The 16,768-nt window shown below is 72.7% G+C and carries 17 protein-coding genes; 8 read left to right on the top strand and 9 right to left on the bottom strand.

What is annotated here, in order from left to right:
• Positions 1-108: 108 nt before the first annotated feature.
• From ACN263_RS00190 to ACN263_RS00180, 3 genes are all read left to right on the top strand, one after another.
• Entirely contained in the window at positions 109-1,944 is a 1,836-nt protein-coding gene (locus tag ACN263_RS00190) for a hypothetical protein (protein WP_422737819.1), read from the top strand.
• 254 nt (positions 1,945-2,198) lie between these two features.
• A complete protein-coding gene (locus tag ACN263_RS00185) occupies positions 2,199-4,250 on the top strand; it encodes a DEAD/DEAH box helicase (protein WP_422737818.1) in 2,052 nt (683 codons plus the stop codon).
• Between the two features lie 116 nt (positions 4,251-4,366).
• A complete protein-coding gene (locus ACN263_RS00180) occupies positions 4,367-4,987 on the top strand; it encodes a putative glycolipid-binding domain-containing protein (protein ID WP_422740890.1) in 621 nt (206 codons plus the stop codon).
• Positions 4,988-5,012: 25 nt separating this feature from the next.
• Here the strand turns inward: ACN263_RS00180 and ACN263_RS00175 are convergent, their stop codons facing one another.
• From ACN263_RS00175 to ACN263_RS00165, 3 genes are all read right to left on the bottom strand, one after another.
• Positions 5,013-6,104 carry a PLP-dependent cysteine synthase family protein gene (locus ACN263_RS00175; protein ID WP_422737817.1) on the bottom strand — a complete coding sequence of 364 codons (1,092 nt, stop codon included), beginning with the start codon at positions 6,102-6,104 and terminating at the stop codon, positions 5,013-5,015.
• 31 nt (positions 6,105-6,135) lie between these two features.
• Complete coding sequence (locus ACN263_RS00170; RefSeq protein ID WP_422737816.1) at positions 6,136-6,966, bottom strand: SDR family NAD(P)-dependent oxidoreductase; 831 nt, start codon at positions 6,964-6,966, stop codon at positions 6,136-6,138.
• A gap of 62 nt (positions 6,967-7,028) precedes the next feature.
• Positions 7,029-7,487: an Lrp/AsnC family transcriptional regulator gene (locus tag ACN263_RS00165; protein WP_422737815.1), complete on the bottom strand. Its 459-nt coding sequence runs from the start codon at positions 7,485-7,487 to the stop codon at positions 7,029-7,031.
• A gap of 269 nt (positions 7,488-7,756) precedes the next feature.
• On the opposite strand from ACN263_RS00165, the gene ACN263_RS00160 reads away from it, so the two are divergent.
• Complete coding sequence (locus tag ACN263_RS00160) at positions 7,757-8,023, top strand: BldC family transcriptional regulator (protein WP_007454516.1); 267 nt, start codon at positions 7,757-7,759, stop codon at positions 8,021-8,023.
• Positions 8,024-8,098: 75 nt separating this feature from the next.
• Here the strand turns inward: ACN263_RS00160 and ACN263_RS00155 are convergent, their stop codons facing one another.
• On the bottom strand, positions 8,099-8,728 hold the full coding sequence (locus tag ACN263_RS00155; RefSeq protein ID WP_422737814.1) for a UbiX family flavin prenyltransferase: 630 nt from the start codon (positions 8,726-8,728) through the stop codon (positions 8,099-8,101).
• Positions 8,729-8,887: 159 nt separating this feature from the next.
• Between ACN263_RS00155 and ACN263_RS00150 the strand changes: the two genes are divergently transcribed.
• Positions 8,888-9,850 (top strand): terpene synthase family protein, encoded by a 963-nt coding sequence (locus ACN263_RS00150; protein ID WP_422737813.1) that lies wholly within the window; start codon positions 8,888-8,890, stop codon positions 9,848-9,850.
• On the opposite strand, the gene mqnP is transcribed toward ACN263_RS00150, so the two are convergent.
• Positions 9,847-10,821: a menaquinone biosynthesis prenyltransferase MqnP gene (gene mqnP, locus ACN263_RS00145; RefSeq protein WP_422737812.1), complete on the bottom strand. Its 975-nt coding sequence runs from the start codon at positions 10,819-10,821 to the stop codon at positions 9,847-9,849. The two genes, ACN263_RS00150 and mqnP, sit on opposite strands and share 4 nt — an antisense overlap.
• Positions 10,821-12,278, bottom strand: a complete 1,458-nt coding sequence (locus tag ACN263_RS00140; protein ID WP_422737811.1) for a menaquinone biosynthesis decarboxylase — start codon at positions 12,276-12,278, stop codon at positions 10,821-10,823. Before ACN263_RS00140 ends, mqnP begins: the two co-directional genes overlap by 1 nt.
• Before the next feature lie 227 nt (positions 12,279-12,505).
• Here ACN263_RS00140 and ACN263_RS00135 point away from each other — a divergent pair, with 227 nt between their 5' ends.
• Positions 12,506-13,381 (top strand): alpha/beta fold hydrolase, encoded by an 876-nt coding sequence (locus tag ACN263_RS00135; protein ID WP_422737810.1) that lies wholly within the window; start codon positions 12,506-12,508, stop codon positions 13,379-13,381.
• A 16-nt stretch (positions 13,382-13,397) separates the two neighbouring features.
• Here the strand turns inward: ACN263_RS00135 and ACN263_RS00130 are convergent, their stop codons facing one another.
• Positions 13,398-13,580 carry a DUF397 domain-containing protein gene (locus ACN263_RS00130; RefSeq protein ID WP_422740889.1) on the bottom strand — a complete coding sequence of 61 codons (183 nt, stop codon included), beginning with the start codon at positions 13,578-13,580 and terminating at the stop codon, positions 13,398-13,400.
• A gap of 123 nt (positions 13,581-13,703) precedes the next feature.
• The gene (locus ACN263_RS00125; protein WP_422737809.1) at positions 13,704-14,258 is read right to left on the bottom strand and encodes a carboxymuconolactone decarboxylase family protein; all 555 of its coding nucleotides are present in this window, start codon (positions 14,256-14,258) and stop codon (positions 13,704-13,706) included.
• Between the two features lie 59 nt (positions 14,259-14,317).
• On the opposite strand from ACN263_RS00125, the gene ACN263_RS00120 reads away from it, so the two are divergent.
• Both ACN263_RS00120 and ACN263_RS00115 read left to right on the top strand, forming a co-directional pair.
• Positions 14,318-14,794 (top strand): MarR family winged helix-turn-helix transcriptional regulator, encoded by a 477-nt coding sequence (locus ACN263_RS00120; protein WP_422737808.1) that lies wholly within the window; start codon positions 14,318-14,320, stop codon positions 14,792-14,794.
• 185 nt (positions 14,795-14,979) lie between these two features.
• A complete protein-coding gene (locus ACN263_RS00115; protein WP_422737807.1) occupies positions 14,980-15,168 on the top strand; it encodes a hypothetical protein in 189 nt (62 codons plus the stop codon).
• A gap of 51 nt (positions 15,169-15,219) precedes the next feature.
• Here ACN263_RS00115 and ACN263_RS00110 read toward each other — a convergent pair whose 3' ends face one another.
• On the bottom strand, positions 15,220-16,701 hold the full coding sequence (locus ACN263_RS00110) for an AAA family ATPase (RefSeq protein WP_422737806.1): 1,482 nt from the start codon (positions 16,699-16,701) through the stop codon (positions 15,220-15,222).
• Positions 16,702-16,768: the final 67 nt, after the last annotated feature.

The following is a 16,768-nucleotide window of genomic DNA, read 5'->3' as shown; positions in this document are numbered from 1 at the left end:
GTCACCGGGCTCCGGCTGTCCGCCTGGGACGATCTGTGGCACGGTGACAACCAGGCACACCCGGTCCGATGTCACGGACCGGGTGCGAGCGTGGCGCGGAGGGCGGAGATGGCCGAGCAGAAAGACCCGGCGGACGGTGTCGACGTCAACCGAGCCGACCCGGAGGGGCTGACGACCTCGGATCCGGCAACCGACGCCGACACCGGCTCGGCGGCCGGCGCTCCCAGCGCCACCCCGGCCGGCGCTCTCAGGGCCACACCGGCCGGCGCTCTCAGGGCCACACCGGCCGGCACCGACCCGGACACCGCACCCGCCCGGGCCGCCGCACCGGACGACTCCCCCGCCGCCCAGCACGACGGCCCCGCCCAGCACGACGACCCCGCGCCGGACGACGACGCCGCACCGGTCAACGTCGTACGGGACGACGACGCCGCACCGGACGACGACGCCGCACGGGACGACGACGCCCACGGTGATGACACCGCGAGCGACCCCGTCGACGATGCCGCAGCGCACGGCCACGGGACGGACGCCGAGCCGTCGGAGGACGCCGCCGCTGCTCCGACCGCCGCCCCGGTTCGGGCGCGGGCCAGCGTGGTGACGGCCCAGGCCCGCCCCGGTGATCTTCCGGTGAGCGCTCCGGCCACGGCGACCACCTATCGGGCGACCGGCTCGGCCAGCTCGCTGCCCGCCCAGCGGGACAGCTCCACCGTCCCGGCATCCGCCGACGGATCGAACGCCCCGGCGCGCGCCCGCGCCTCGGCCTCGGTGACCGCCAGCGCACCGGCCAGCACCACCGCGCAGGCCAGCACCACCTCACCGACCAGCGCCCCAGCACCGACCAGCACCACCGCGCCGGGGTCCGGCACCGTCCCGGCACCGACCAGCGCCAAGGCCTCGGTGACCGCGCCGACCACCGGCCCGACCCCGGCGCGGGCCAGCGCGACGGTTCCCGGCAGCAGCCGGGTCGCGGCCGGCGGCGAGGCGACCCCGGAGCCCCGGGCGAGCACGTCGGCCGTCTACCGGTCGGGGCCGGTGAATCCCGAATCGCCCGAGCCGGCGCAACCTCCGGAGCCGGCGCAGCCGCCCGCGCCGCCGGCCCCGGAACCCACGCCACCCGGGCCGGGCGAGCCGGAGCCCGCACCGAGCCCGGGGCCGTACCCGCCCGGTCCGGCGCCGAGGCCGGGCCCCTTCCCGACGCCGCCACCGGACCCGGTGCCGCCGGTTCCGGGACCGCCCGTGCCACCACCCTCGCCGCTGCCGCCGGTCCCCGGGCCGCCGACGCCGCCCGTTCCCGGGCCGCCGATGCCGCCACCCGGCCCGCCGGTGCCCGCGCCACCGCCGTCGCCCGGCCCGATGCCGGCGCCACCGTTCCCGCCGCCCCCGGCGACGGCCGGCACGTCGGGCGCACAGGCCACCGCGTCGATCTCCGTGCCACCGGCCAGCTCCCCCGGATGGTCCGCGTCGCCGCCCGCCCCGGGCAACGCCTGGGCCGGCACGCCCGGGTCCGCCCCATCGGTGGTTCCCGCGCCCGCGCTGCCGAGCTGGCCCCCGTCCACCACCGCATCCCTGACCGGCGGTACGGACCATCGGACGACCACCCCGCCCGGCGGATCCGAGCGGCGGAACACGGCGACCGGTGGTCGTACCGGGGCCCGCACCGGTGGCGCCGACCAGGGCGGCACCGTCTACGCCAGCGGCGACGGGCCGGGTTTCACCACGATCGCCCTCCCGGCCAACCCGGCGGTGGAGAATTCCGGCTCGCTGACCGGCCACATCCTCGCCCAGGGCTGGGCGGACACCCCGGCCGAACGGTCCCGCAACACCCGCGTGGTGATCGTCCTGATCGCCGCGTTGGGGCTCCTGATCGGGATCAGCGTGCTGGTCGTCCTGCTCGCCAACAACGCCCTGGACGGCCTGATCGGCGGTGCCGTCGGCGGCTGATTCGGGCCACGGATGCGAGGGTGAGTCCGCCCACTACGGTCGGTCAACCGGCTGGCGGCTGCGCCGAACCGCCGTACACTGGTGGGGATCACTGACCTGGCGCGCCCGGTGCGCGCCCATGGGCGATCTTGCGGGCGATCCGGCGGCACAGCCGCGGCAGGCCATCGCGAAGATGCGCCCCGCTCGAAAGGCATTTGTTGACCACCTCTGCTGACCTCAGCATCGTTCCGTCCGTTTCCGATTCCGTCCCGGCGGTGAGCGACGCCCCCGAGACGATCGACACCCCCGAGACGTCCGACGTCGTTCCGGCCGAGACCGCCGAACCGATCGACTTCGCCGGTCTGGGCCTGCCCGAGCCGCTGGTTCGCGCGCTGGCCCGACAGGGCATCACCGCTCCCTTCCCCATCCAGCGGGCCACCGTTCCCGACGCCCTCGCCGGCCGGGACGTACTGGGTCGTGGGCAGACCGGGTCGGGCAAGACCCTCGCCTTCGGCCTCCCCCTGCTGGCCCGGGTCGCCGCCGGGCGTCCGGCGCGGCCGATGCGGCCACGCGCCCTGGTGCTGGTACCGACCCGCGAGCTGGCCATGCAGGTCAACGACGCGCTCCTGCCGTTGGGCAAGGCGCTCAACGTGTTCCTGAAGACCGCCGTCGGCGGTGTCCCGTACGACCGCCAGATCGACGCGCTCCGGCGCGGCGTGGAGATCATCGTGGCGACCCCGGGTCGGCTCGGTGACCTGATCGAGCGGGGTGTCTGCCAGCTCGACGACGTCGAGGTGACCGTGCTCGACGAGGCCGACCAGATGGCCGACATGGGCTTCCTCCCCGAGGTGACCGAGCTGCTGGCGAAGACGCCCGCCGGCGGTCAGCGCCTGCTCTTCTCCGCCACTCTGGACGGCGACGTCGACGCGCTGGTCAAGCGGTTCATGAACGACCCGGTGACCCACTCCACCGCGCCGTCCACCGCCTCGGTGTCCACCATGGACCACCACATGCTGCTGATCCCGCCGCACGACAAGTTCCCGGTGGCCGCGTCGATCGCGGCCCGGGACGGACGGACCATGGTGTTCGCCCGTACCCAGATGGGCGTCGACCGGCTGGTCGAGCAGTTGGCCGCGGTCGGCGTACGGGCCGGCGGGCTGCACGGCGGCAAGACCCAGCGGATGCGGACCAAGACCCTCGCCGAGTTCCGCGAGGGTCGGATGAACGTCCTGGTCGCCACCGACGTGGCGGCCCGGGGCATCCACGTCGACGGGGTCACGCTGGTGCTGCACGTCGACCCGCCGAAGGACCCGAAGGACTACCTGCACCGCGCCGGTCGTACCGCCCGGGCGGGCGAGTCCGGCGCGGTCGCCACGCTGGTGCTGCCCAAGCAGCGCCGTACCACCCTGGCGATGATGGAGAAGGCCGGCGTCGCGCCGGCCGAGACCCGCGTCCGGGTCGGCGACCCGGTGCTGGCCGAGCTGATCGGCGCCCGCGAGCCCAGCGGCGTTCCGGTGCGCGTCGAGGCGGAGCCGCGCGGCTTCGGTGACCGCTCCGGTGGTGGGCGACGGTTCGACGACCGCTCCGGCGGCCCGCGCCGGTTCGGCGACCGTCCGCAGGGTGAGCGCCGCTATGGCGACCGGCCGCAGGGTGAGCGCCGTTACGGCGACCGCCCGACCGGTCAGCGCCGCTACGGGGACCGGCCCACCGGCGAGCGCCGCTACTCCGACCGGCCGCAGGCCGACCGGCAGTACGGCGACCGCCCGCAGGGCGAGCGTCGGTACGGCGACCGTCCCCAGGGCGAGCGCCGGTACGGCGACCGGGACGGCCGGGGTTACGGCGACCGTCCGCAGACCGATCGGGGTGACCGACCGGCCGGTGAGCGGCGCTACAGCGACCGCCCGCAGGGCGACCGGCAGTACGGCGACCGTCCCCAGGGCGAGCGCCGCTACGGCGACCGGCCGACCGGTGAGCGCCGCTACTCCGACCGGCCGCAGGGCGACCGGCAGTACGGCGACCGCCCGCAGGGCGAGCGGCAGTACGGTGACCGCCCGCAGGGCGAGCGGCAGTACGGTGACCGCCCGCAGGGCGAGCGCCGCTACGGCGACCGGCAGTACACCGACCGGCCGACCGGTGAGCGTCGGTACGCCGACCGCCCCCAGGGCGACCGGCAGTACGGCGACCGGCCGCAGGCCGACCGGGGTGAGCGGCGCTTCGCGGACCGCGACAGCCGGGGCGGCTACCGGTCCGAGGGGCGGGGTCGGGACGACCGGCCGCGTGACGACCGGCGGGGCTTCGGCGGGCGGCCTCCGGCGCGTACCCACTGATCCTGCTGATCCACTGATCCACCGGGACGCCGTCGCGGAGCTTGTGCTCCGCGGCGGCGTTCGCGCATGCGCTGCCGATGGCGTGCGGTTCGCGTAACGTCCGGCTCATGGCGACCATGACCAAGTCGATCTTCTGGTCCCGGACGGACACCGCCGGCAGCGAACAGGCTCTGCTCGACGACGGCGGCGCGTTGTCGGCGCGGGGCACCATGCTCGCCGTCGATCCGATCCCGTTCACCGCCCGCTACCGGCTGACGACGGCACCCGACGGGAGCACCGCCCGGGTCGAGGTCGAGGCGGAGGGGTCGGGTTGGCTGCGGCGCGTGACCCTGGAGCGGGCCACGTCCCGCTGGCGGGTGACCACCGCCGAGCAGGGCGACCTGGACGCCGCGCTGGTCGGGGCCGGACATCCGCGGGCCGGCCTGCCGGGCACCGACGACCCGGATCGCCTCGCCGACGCGCTCGACGTCGACCTGAGTGGCTCGCCGCTGTTCAACGCCCTCCCGGTGCGCCGGCTCGGGCTGACCGGCGGACCGGCCGACATGCCGCGCCGGATCACCGTCGCGTGGGTGCTGCTGCCGGGGCTGGAGGTGGTGCCGGCCGAGCAGATCTACACCGGGCTCGGTCCGGGCCGGGTACGGTTCGCCAGCGGCACCTTCACCGCCGAGATCGACCTGGACGCCGACGGGTACGTGGTGCGCTATCCCGGCCTGGCGGAACGGATCGAGCCCCGCTGACGGCGCACCAGGCCGGCGACACCGCTCAGGCGGGCCATACCCCGTCGGCGAGAAACCGTTCGATGGTCGCGGCGTGGGGCGTCAGGTCGAGGCCCTGGGCGGCGACCCAGGCGTCGGAGTAGTACGTGTCGGCGTACCGGTCGCCGGCGTCGCAGATCAGGCTGACCACCGAGCCGGTCCGCCCCTGCGCCAGCATGCCGGCGATGAGACCGAACGCGCCCCACAGGTTGGTGCCGGTGGAGCCGCCCACCCGGCGGCCGAGCACCGCCGAGCCGGCGCGCATCGCGGCCAGCGAGGCAGCGTCCGGCACGTGGACCATCCGGTCCACGACCGAGGGTAGGAAGGACGCCTCGACGGTGGGACGGCCGATCCCCTCGATGCGGGAGCCCCTGCCGGTGCGTACGGACCAGTCGGCGGCCTCCCAGGCGGGGTAGAAGGCGGAGTTCTCCGGGTCGACGACGCAGAGCTTGGTGGCCAGGCGGCGGTAGCGGGCGTACCGGCCGATGGTGGCGCTGGTGCCGCCGGTACCGGCGCCGACCACGATCCAGGTCGGGATGGGGTGCCGTTCCAGTTCCAACTGGGCGTAGATCGACTCGGCGATGTTGTTGTTGCCCCGCCAGTCGGTGGCCCGCTCGGCGTACGTGAACTGGTCCATGAAGTGGCCGCCGGAGTCCTCGGCCAGCCAGCGGGCCTCGACCACGACGCCCGCCGGGTCGTCCACCAGGTGGCACCGGCCGCCCTGGAACTCGATCTGCGCGATCTTCTCGGGCGAGGTGGAGGCGGGCATCACGGCGATGAACGGCAGGCCGAGCATACGGGCGAAGTACGCCTCGGAGACCGCCGTGGAGCCCGAGGACGCCTCGACGATCGTGGTCTGCGGCCCGATCCAACCGTTGCAGAGGCCGTAGAGGAACAGCGACCGGGCCAGCCGGTGCTTCAGCGAGCCGGTCGGGTGGGACGACTCGTCCTTGAGGTAGAGGTCGATGCCCCAGGCGCGGGGCAGGGGGAACGGCAGCAGGTGGGTGTCGGCCGAGCGGTTCGCGTCCGCCTCGACGGCGGCGATCGCCTCGGTCACCCAGCTCCGGCTGGCCTCGTCGCACCGGTCGAGATGAGTCACGCCGGAAACCTAGCAAGCAGGTCAGCGGTGTTCAGCTCGGGTCCGTGGGCCGTGACCGGCGGGACTGCCGGCGCTGACCGGCCCGGCCGACGGCCGTGAGGAACGGGATCAGTGCGGCGGTGAGCCGGGGCAGGGTGTCCAGCAGCCGGACCTGGGCGCCGCGCCAGCGGGGCTGGCTGACCACCGGGCGGGGCCTGCGGGCCAGCCGGGCGACGCGGGCGGCCACCCGTTGCGGGGTCAGCATCGACCCGGTGAACGAGGCCAGCGCGCCCGGGTCGTTCAGCCGGTCGTGCAGCATCGGGGTCCAGATGCCGTCAGGGCAGAGGCAGGAGACGTGCACCCGCCGGTAGCCGGCCATCCGTAGGTCGGACTGGGTGCCGAGGCTGAACGCGAGCAGCGCGTGCTTGCTGGCCGCGTACATCGTCTCGCCCGGCGCGGCGACGAGCCCGGCCAGCGAGACGACGTTCAGGACGTGGCCGTGACCCTGGCGGCGCATCACCGCGAGGGCGGCGAGCGTGCCGTTGACGGCGCCGAGCGCGTTGACGTCGAACACCCGGCGACGGGTCGGCTCGTCGTGCTCCCACGACGGACCGGTCACCAGGATGCCGGCGTTGTTCACCCACAGGCCGAGGCCGCCGCGGCCCGCCGCGACCTCGGCGACGGCGGCGCAGGCGGCCTCGTCGCGGACGTCCAGCGCGGCCGACCAGCCACCGGACGGCACGGCCGCCGCCGCTGCCGCGTCCGGGTCGAGGTCCGTGAGCAGCACCGACCAGCCGTCGGCGTGCAGCGCGGCGGCGATGGCCCGGCCCAGGCCGCCGGCGGCGCCGGTCACCACGGCCGCGCCGCGTCCCGGCGAGGTCATCGGCGCACGCTACCGCCGCGCGCGGGGCGACACCAGGGGTACGGCGACAGCGGTACGACAGGTCAGGTGGACTGCGGGCCGACCGGCTGGGGGCGGTTCTCCCACTTGGTGGAGAGGGCGATGGCGGTACGGGTGGAGGCGACCCCGGGGGTCCGGTTGAGCCGCACGATGAGCTGCTCCAGCTCGGCGATCGTGCCGACCCGGGCCTTGAGCAGGAACGACTCGACGCCCGCCATGAAGTAGCAGGACTCGATCTCGGGCAGCACCCGCAGCGACTCCAGCATGTCGTCGGAGTCCGCGTCGGAGTCCTCGACGATGCCGATGAGCGCGGTGACGCCCAGCCCGATCGCCTCGGGCGCCACGTCCGCCCGGTAGCCCAGCACCACGCCGCTGCTCTCCAGCTTGCCGACGCGTTCGTGCACGGCCGGGGCGGAGAGGCCCACCTGCCGGGCCAGCTCGGCGTACGAGAGGCGGGCGTTGCCCCGCAGCAGGTCGACGAGGCTCAGGTCGATGGCGTCCACGGAGAGTGACCTTAACGCGTTGGGCGTAACGCGAGACCTTCGGCATCCGTTGGTCAGGACAGTGAGTAACTGTTCATGAACTGACGGTCTAGGTAGGGGTTGCACCAGTAGCATTTACTAACTTCCCAGTCAGTGCATTTTTCGCGTTTGGCGGACAGGCCAGTTACCTGGTGCTGTAATTGCCATACGTCCCTCATGACGGCTCTGGGCTCGCACCAGCCGGGGGCAGTGTGTTCAGCCAGGGGCTTCGTCGACGCGAGGAGGGGGCTGTGGACACTGGAGATCGCCTGCTGACACCGGGTGAGGTCGCCGCGCTGTTTCGGGTAGACCCGAAGACTGTGACGAGATGGGCGGCGGCCGGCCGGATAGGAAGCATCCGGACTCCAGGCGGGCATCGCCGGTTTCGGGAATCCGAGGTGCGAGCCCTGCTTGAGGGGGAGGGCATGCTGGACGAGGTGGACGAGGTCGGAAAGCCACGCAACGTGGGTCCGGCCGCCTCCACCGGGCCGGGTCCGGCCAACGCCGGCATGTACTGAACTGGTGCGGACAACGTCAGGCGGACCGGGCGGCAGTCCGGTCCGCGCACCACTGGAACGAATCGGTTGACCCGTTCAGCTCCGGGCCGCGCCGAGCTCGCCGGACCACCGGCGGAACAGGGTGTGTGGCACGCCGAGCGCGTCCAGCACCTTGCCGGCCACGAAGTCGACAAGTTGCTGCGCGCTGGCCGCCGCGCCCGCGCCGTAGAAGCCGGGGCTGGCCGGCAGCACCACCGCGCCGGCGTCGTGCAACGCGATCAGATGCTCCAGGTGGCTGCGGGTCACCGGGGTTTCGCGGGGCACCACCACGACCGGTCGGCGCTCCTTGAGGTTGACCTCGGCAGCGCGCTGTAGCAGGTCCTTGGAGAGCCCGATGGCGATGCCGGCGCAGGCTGCGGTGCTGGCCGGCACCACGGCCATTCCCCGTACCCGGTAGGAGCCACTGCTGGGCCCGGCGGCCAGGTCGCCGGCCGGCCAGTGGCGGACGTCTGCGCCGGTCAGGTCCCGGTCCAGCCAGGCCGCGAGGTCCTCGGCCCAGTGCGCGTCGCGGAACGACCGGCCGGTCTCGTCGAGCAGGGTGAGCCGTGCCGCCCGGGACACGATGAGGTCCACCGGCTCGCCCGCGTCGAGCAGCCCGCCGACGACGGACGCCGCGTACGGCGTACCGGAGGCCCCGGAGACGCCGACCACCCATGGTTCCCGCATGCCCCCCAGCCTGCCTGGTCCGCACCGCGCGCCGCCGGGCACCCCACGATCCGTCGCGCCGCGGTCCGAGTTGTCCGGGCGGGTGCGTGCTTGTCCCGCCGACCTGCGATGCTGCCGGTGGCGATTCGCACCGGGAGCAGTTCGCACGGGGAGGCATCGGTGACGACCGGCGAGGTCCTCTGGGCGCTGCGCGGTGAATGCCCCGTTCCGGCCCGGCTCTCACCGCACGCCGACCGGGTCCAGCGGTGGCTCGTCGACATCCTGCCCGAACTGGGTATGCCGTTGGACGACGCCGCGCTGCACCGGCTGGCCCGGGGCGGCTTCGCCCGGTACGCGGGGCGGCTCTATCCGGACGCAGGCGAAGCCGACCTGCGGGTGCTGACGGCCCTCTTCACCTGGTTCTTCCTCGTCGACGACGCCTGCGACGGCCCGCACCGACTGCACCCGGCGCAGATCCGGGCGCTGCGCGACGGGACGCTGGCACTGCTGCACGACGGTCCCCGGGTGCGGCACGGCGGGTTGACCGGGCCGCTGCGGCGGCTGCTGGTGCTGGCCTGGCGGGAGCCGCGCCGGCGGATGCCGTCCCGGTGGCGGCTGCGCTTCGCCGACGCGGTGGCCCGGCACCTCGACGGCACCTGGCGGGAGGCGGTCAACAAGGAGGCCGCGGTCCGGCCCGGGGTCGACGAGTACATCGAGTTGCGGCGGTCCACCTCGGCGGCCGAGGTGTCGTACCCGCTGGTGGAGTTCGTCACCGGTCGGTCGCTGCCCGATCCCGTCTACCACCACCCGCTGCTGCGGCAGATCGCCCGCACCGGCAACGACCTGCTGTCCTGGTACAACGACCTGGCCTCGCTGGAGAAGGACCGGTCCACCTCGGGCGGGCACAACCTGGTCCTGGCGATGCAGGCGGAGTGGGGCGTGTCGGCCGAGGAGGCGGTGCAGCGGGTGGCCGAACGCTGGTGCGAGTCGATGCGACGGTTCGTGGCGCTCCGCGCCGCCGTGCCGTCGTTCGGGCCGGCGTTGGACGAGGCGGTCGCCGACCATCTCGACGGGATCGCCTACGCCGTGCGCGGCACCATCGACTGGACGCTGGAGAGCGGCCGCTACCCGACGGCCGCCTAGGGACGCAGGTCCAGGCGGATCACCAGGTCGAGCAGGGCGAAGACGAACAGCGCGATGCCGACGAACCCGTTGGCGGTGAAGAACGCCCGGTTGACCTTGCTGAGGTCGGTCGGGGTAACCACCAGGTGCTGGTATGCGAACGCGACGGCGGTCAGCGCCAGGCCGACCCACCACAGCCAGCCGAACCCGATCAGCGCCCCGAACCAGACGAACAGCCCGAAGGTCAGCACGTGCGTCACAGTCGAGGCGTGCAGGGCGAAGCGGCGACCGTACCGGGCGGGCACGCTGTGCACGCCGATCTCCCGGTCGATCTCGGAGTCCTGGCAGGCGTAGATCAGGTCGAAGCCGCCGATCCAGAGGCCGACGGCCGCGCCGAGCACCCAGGCCGGCCCGGAGCCGTCCAGGGTGCCGGTGACCGCGAGCCAGGCGCCGACCGGGCCGACCGCCTGGGCGACCGCAAGGATGGCGTGCGGCCAGTTGGTGAACCGCTTGCCGTACGGGTAGACGACCAGCGGCACCACGGCGAGCGGCGCGAGCATCAGGCAGAGCGGGTTGAGCAGCGCGGCAGCGGCGAGGAACACCACGAGCGCGACGACCGCGCCGGTCCAGGCCGTCCGCACGCTCACCGCCCCGGTGACCAGTTCCCGCCCGGCGGTACGGGGATTCCGCGCGTCGATGCGCCGGTCGAGGATGCGGTTGGCGGCCATCGCGAACGTCCGCGCCCCGACCATCGCCACGGTGATCAGCAGCAGGTCGACCCAGCGCACCCGCCCCCCGTCGACCCGCATGGCGCTCAACGCCGAGAGGAAGGCGAACGGCAGCGCGAAGACGGAGTGCTCGATGGTGACGAGATCCAGGAAGGCACGCACCCTCCCCCGCGATCTTGCACTTTCTGCGGGAACATCTGGGGAGGAAGGGCGCGAATCGTCGACAGAAAGCGCAAGATCGCGAGGGTTGTCGGGGGTCGCCATCAGATCCCGTACTCCTTCCAGCGCTTGTCGACCAGGGCGGTGACCTCGGGGGCCATGGTCATCTCCTCCGGCCAGCCGCGGGTGTAGCCCTCGGCCGGGAGTTTGCGGGTCGCGTCCACGCCCACCTTGCCACCCCAGAACTGCTGGTACGACGAGTGGTCGAGGTGGTCCACCGGCCCCTCGGTGAGCAGTAGGTCCCGCGCGTAGTCGACGTTGCCGAAGGCGCGGAAGGCCACCTCGTTGTAGTCGTGCACGTCGCAGTCCTCGTCGACGATCACGATCAGCTTGGTGAGCGACATGAGGTGCGCGCCCCAGATCGCGTTCATGACCTTCTGCGCGTGCTTCGGGTAGCGCTTGCGGATCGACACGATCGCGCAGTTGTGGAAGACCCCGGCGGCCGGCAGGTCGTAGTCGACGATGTCCGGGATCAGCAGCTTGAGCAGCGGCTGGAAGATCCGCTCGGTGGCCTTGCCGAGGCCGTGGTCCTCCTGCGGCGGCTTGGAGGTGATGATCGAGTGGTAGACCGGGTTGCGCTGCATGGTCATCGCCTCGATGTGCAGCACCGGGAACGGCTCGACCGGCGTGTAGAAGCCGGTGTGGTCGCCGAACGGCCCCTCGGGCAGCCGCTCGCCGGGCTCCAGGTAGCCCTCCAGCACGATCTGCGCGTGCGCCGGGACCTGCAACGGCACGGTGAGGCAGTCGACCATCTCCACCCGCTCGCCGCGCAGGAACCCGGCGAACAGGTACTCGTCGATGTCGCTGGGCAGCGGCGCGCTGGCCGCGTACGAGACGACGGGGTCGCAGCCGATCGCGACCGCGACCGGCAGGCGCTGCCCGAGCCGTTCGGCGACCGCGTGGTGGGCCGTGGAGTCCTTGTGGATCTGCCAGTGCATGCCGAGGGTGTTGCGGCCGTGCTGCTGGAGCCGGTAGAGGCCCAGGTTGCGCTTGCCGGTCTCCGGGTGCTTGGTGTGGGTCAGCCCGTAGTTGTGGAAGATCCCGCCGTCGCCGGGCCACACCTGCAATCCCGGCAGCCGGCCGAGGTCGACGTCGTCGCCCCGGTAGACGACCTCCTGGCAGGGCGCGGTCTTGACCTTGCGGGGCGGCACCGACTTGAGCTGCATGACCTTGCCCAGGCCCTCGCGGATGCCGGACCAGCCGACCGGCAGTTCCGGCTTGATCAACGCGCCGATCCGCGCGCCGACCTCGTCCAGCGAGTCGACGCCGAGGGCCATCGCCATCCGCTTCTCGGTGCCGAACAGGTTGATCGCCACCGGCATCTCACCCCGCGTGGGGTGCTCGAACAGCAGCGCCGGACCACCGGCGCGCACCGTGCGGGTGACCACCTCGCTGATCTCCAGGGTCGGGTCGACGGGGACGTCGACCCGGCGCAGCTCCCCGGCGCGTTCCAGCGCCGCGAGGAAATCCTTGAGATCGGTGTACGGGAAGCCACGAGCCATGTCGCCCAGTCTCCCGCACCGGCTGCGGCCCGGCCCACGCCGGGTGGTGTGACGCCCGCGACGGCACTGCTGATCCACTCGGGCTCCCGGAAGTCGGGGTGTCCGGCGGCCTGGGACGACCCGACTTCCGGGATGTCGAGTCGATCAACGCTCGTGCGCAGGCATGGCCGTCGGTCGAGCGGGTAGCCGGGCAGCCGGCGGCGGATGGGGGCGGACGGGGGCAGCGAATGGGTGGCGATCGGGTTCCGGCGGGGTTCACCGAGCAGCGGGCACGGGTCGGTCGGATCACCATGAACTATGTCCGTGGCGGCAGCGGCCCACCGCTGGTGCTGCTGCACGGGTACCCGCAGTGTTGGTACATGTGGCGGCACCTGCTCCCCGAGTTGGGGCGGTCTTTCGAGGTGGTCGCGCCCGACCTGCGCGGATTCGGGAACAGCGACGCTCCGGCCGACGGGTACGACAAGAAGACCGTCGCCGCCGACCTGCACGGCCTGCTCGACCAACTCGGCCTGGTCGGTGACCTCCGAGTGGTCGGGCACGACCTGGGGACGATGGTGGCGTACGCGTACACCGCCGCCCATCCTGAGCGGGTGAGCCGGCTGGCGCTCACCGAGGCGCCGATCCCCGACGAGAGCATCTACACGTTCCCCGCGCTCACCGCGGGCGGGCCGGGGGTGTGGAACTTCGGCTTCTTCACGCTCGGCAACGGGCTGCCGGAGGAACTGGTCCGTGGGCGGGAGTCGCTCTGGGTGGACCGGTTCACCGACGCCCTGATGGTGCGCAAGGGCAGCATCGCCGCGCCGGACATCGAGGAGTTCGCCAGCCACCTGCGCGACCCGGCGCACCTGCGGGCGAGCTTCGCCCACTTCCGGGCGTTCGACCAGGACATCGCCGACAACGCGACGCACCGGGGCACGAAGCTCACCATGCCGGTGCTGGCCGTCGGCGCGTCGGCCAGCCTCGGCGGCCAGGTCGCCGAGCAGGTACGCCGGTACGCCGACACCGTTCGCGGCGAGGTGATCGACAACTGCGGGCACTGGCTGTACGAGGAGCGCCCCGACGAGATGCTCGCCCTGCTGCGCGACTTTCTCGGGGCGGCCTGAGTGGCAGCCCCGAGGATCAGTGGGTGCGGGCCAGGTCGACGAAGGCGCGCCACGCGGTCGGGCTGAAGGTCAGCACGCCGCCGTCGCGGTCCTTGGAATCGCGGACGTGCACCCGGTCGGGCAGGTTGTCGGCGACCTCGACGCAGGCGCCGCTGTTGTTGCCACTGCGGGTGGACTTGCGCCACTGAGCTCCGGTCAGATCCATGGCTTCACGATCTCCTCGAGCAGGTCTATGGGCCACATCGGCCCTTCTGGCGCAAGGTAGCGAAACCGCGACCCTGAGTCAGCCCTCTGCCGGCATGTTGCGGTAACGCGGGTTCGGTCAGGCGGCGGGCGTCCACGCGTGGGCGGCCAGCGGCGGGTCGAGCGGCGCGCGGGTGAGCCGGTTGGCGAAGGTCGAGATCGTGTACGCCCCGACGCCGAACACCACGTCCAGCGCATGCCGTGGCTGGTGACCGGCGGCCAGGAAGGCGTCGAGATCGTCGTCGGGCACCGCGCCCCGGTGTTCGAGGACGGCAAGCGTGAACCGGCGCAGCACCTCCAGCCCCGGCTCGGGCAGCGGCGTGCCGGCGCGCAACGCGGTGATCAGCTCGGCGCTCGCTCCGAGCCGGGTGAGCTTGCCGGTGTGCAGGGCGACGCAGACGTGGCACTCGTAGCTGGTGGCAACGGTCAGGACCACCACCTCCTGCTGCACAGGCGTGAGGGCGGTCTGTTCGAAGCCGGCGCTGGCGGCGAGGAAGCCGGCGAGCAGTTGGGGCGAGTCGGCCATCAGCGCCACCGGGGCGGGCAGCCAGCCGAAGCGGCCGCGTACTCCCTCGATGGCCCGGCGGGCGGCGGCGGGCGCGGTCTCGGCGGTGTGGGCGGTGAAGACGGACATGGGTGCCTGCCCTAAGATAGTCAACGTGGTTGACGAAATAGTAAACGTGGTTGTCGAACGTGACAACCCCTGAGCCCGCCCGGCCCGGCTTCCAGCTCCCACTGCTGCTGTTGGCCGGCTTCCGCACCCTCATCGACGACCTGCACGCCGAGTTGGCCCGCGAGGGGCATCCCGACCTGCGCCCGCTGCACGGGTTCGTGCTCCAGGCCGTCGGCCTGGACGGCACCACAGCGACCGAGCTGGGGCAGCGCCTCGGCATCTCGAAGCAGGCCGCCGGGAAGACGGTCGACCGGCTGGTCGAGATCGGATACCTGGAGCGGGTCGACGATCCCGCCGACGCCCGCCGACGGCTGGTCCGGATGACACCGCGCGGCGTCGACGGGCTACGTCGCTCGGCCGAGATCTTCGACCGACTGCGCGAGCAGTGGGCCGCGACCCTGGGCGAGGAGCGCGTGGCCGCCATCGAGGACGACCTGCGCACGATGGCCGCCACCAACTGGTTCCGCCTCGACATGCCGGGCTGGTTCGGCGGCTGACCCCTGATCCACACCAGATCGCCGACGTGGTGCCTTGCCGGGCGAAGGATGCCGCCAGATCGCCGACCTGGAGTGGATCAGGACCACGGGCCGACGCCGGCTCGGCGGCACGGTGTGCGTCAAGCCCTGCGGACACATTTCACCCGTGCTGGCCGAACGGCCGAACCCGGCGCAGGCTGGTGGGCATGTCGGACGCATACGTCGTCGGCGACCCGGACGGGTTGTCACCACTGCTGGTCGCGGTGCGCGACGCCATCGCCCGGGAACTGCACGCGCAGGTGGCGCTGCGCGGTGAGCGCATCGAGCTGGTCGACGTGCCCGAGGTCGCCTACCAGATCACCCTGCGGGTCGACGAGACCCTGCAACGCCGCTGACCGCGAGCCCGCCCCGAACTGCCGGGTGGGAGTGGGGCGCGATCCCGGGTGTCATTCCCCCTGATAAAGGCGCTCCGGATCGACCAGGACGACATCCTGATCGCCGCCAGCTCGACGCCGAAGGTCGTCCGTGAAGCCTGACCCGCTCACCAGCACGAGCCGGACGTGTCGCGCGTCCAGGCCAGGGCGGGTGGCAAGAAGATCCCGTGCCCTGGCGAGCCGCTCCAGGTCGGCCATCCCTAATGTCCTACCCCATTTGACCTCGCCAATCGCGAGGAGCGGCCGAGGGCTGTCGCCCATCGGTGGCTCACCGAACGCGACCAGATCGAGTTCCACGCTGGTTCGGCTGGCGGGGTCGGTAAGGACGGCGGCACTGGCCTCCGCGACGATGCCGCCGAGCGTCTCCGGTGCGGCAAAGCGCAGCGCCCACTGGCGGACGATCTCCTCGAAGGCCGGCCCCAGCACCGCTGCCGCGTACCGTCGCTGGGATCGACGCCAGACGTCCGCGCCGCGTCGCTGCTCCAACGCTGTCCACGCGGGTCGCATGACCGCCTGGTAGAAGGTGATGAGGGGTTCGGCGATGAGGTACCGGCTCCGGCCACTGCGCAGGGGGTCCGGCTCCCTCGTGAGGAGACCGGCGTCCTCCAACACGGTGAGTGGGTGCTGTAGATCGGTGGCCTTACGGCCGATGTAGCCCGCGATTCCACCTCGGGTGCCGTTGCCGTCGGCGACCGCCGCGAGCACCGAGTGGTAGAGGGCGGTGTCGCGCAGGTCCGGATCCTCGGCCAGCAGGTAACGCGCCTCGCGGAACAGCGGACGCGCCGGGTTCAGCACGGCACGCACGACCCAGTCGTCGAAATCGGTCGGCCCGTCCGGGGCGTCGTCCTGGACGTACTCGCGTCGGTAGGCGGGTGTGCCTCCGACGATCGCGAACACCTGGGCCGCGAGCAACGGATCGTCGATCCCCCAGAATGTCGCCGCCGCTCGATAGTCGAGCGGCGCGACGGGCAGTTCCAGCCCGGCCCGTCCGCGGAGTGGGGCCGAACCTGCCAGGAGGCCTCCCATGAACGAGAGCGCCGAACCGCACAGCAACAGGCGAGTTCGAGAGCCGGTGCGCTCGATCCGGCCCGGGGTGAGCGCATGCTGGATGACCGATGGGAGGTCGCGACTGGCGCGGGCCAGGTACGGGAACTCGTCGATCACCACCGTGAGCGGGCGGTCCCGGCCCAGCGCGAGCAGCGCGTCGACCGCGCTGGGCCAGTCGGCAAGGTGCAGCGGGCTGGGGGCTGCGGTGTGCCGGCCGAGCGCTTCCCCTAGGCGACGGAGCGACTCCGCAGACGTCGCCTCGGTCGCGCCGAAGTAGAAGCCCTGGGTGCTGCGGGCCAGCTCGTACAAGAGCAGAGTCTTGCCCTGCCGGCGGCGGCCGCTGACCACGCCCAGCGTCGCGCCTGGTCGATCGTCCGTGGCGAACCGGACCAGCTCCGCCCACTCGACGTCTCGGTCGAAGATCTCCGCTGGTTTGGCGAATTCCACGGTCACATCCCCACAGAATGTAGAACTACACTTCTAAGAAGTGTAGTTCTACATCTGCCAACTGCAG

The sequence above is a fragment of the Micromonospora sp. WMMD729 genome, from assembly GCF_049315225.1.
Lineage (GTDB): Bacteria > Actinomycetota > Actinomycetes > Mycobacteriales > Micromonosporaceae > Micromonospora.
Note: the sequence above shows the minus strand (reverse complement) of the source record. Positions and strands in the feature narration are given on the sequence as shown.

Bases quoted from the DNA above. Each gene is read 5' to 3' on its own strand.
- ACN263_RS00190 (WP_422737819.1), top strand. From the start codon at position 109: ATGGCCGAGCAGAAAGACCCGGCGGACGGTGTCGACGTCAACCGAGCC.
- ACN263_RS00180 (WP_422740890.1), top strand. From the start codon at position 4,367: ATGACCAAGTCGATCTTCTGGTCCCGGACGGACACCGCCGGCAGCGAA.
- ACN263_RS00170 (WP_422737816.1), bottom strand. From the start codon at position 6,966: ATGACCTCGCCGGGACGCGGCGCGGCCGTGGTGACCGGCGCCGCCGGC.
- ACN263_RS00155 (WP_422737814.1), bottom strand. From the start codon at position 8,728: ATGCGGGAACCATGGGTGGTCGGCGTCTCCGGGGCCTCCGGTACGCCG.
- mqnP (WP_422737812.1), bottom strand. From the start codon at position 10,821: ATGGCGACCCCCGACAACCCTCGCGATCTTGCGCTTTCTGTCGACGAT.
- ACN263_RS00140 (WP_422737811.1), bottom strand. From the start codon at position 12,278: ATGGCTCGTGGCTTCCCGTACACCGATCTCAAGGATTTCCTCGCGGCG.
- ACN263_RS00135 (WP_422737810.1), top strand. From the start codon at position 12,506: ATGGGTGGCGATCGGGTTCCGGCGGGGTTCACCGAGCAGCGGGCACGG.
- ACN263_RS00125 (WP_422737809.1), bottom strand. From the start codon at position 14,258: ATGTCCGTCTTCACCGCCCACACCGCCGAGACCGCGCCCGCCGCCGCC.
- ACN263_RS00115 (WP_422737807.1), top strand. From the start codon at position 14,980: ATGTCGGACGCATACGTCGTCGGCGACCCGGACGGGTTGTCACCACTG.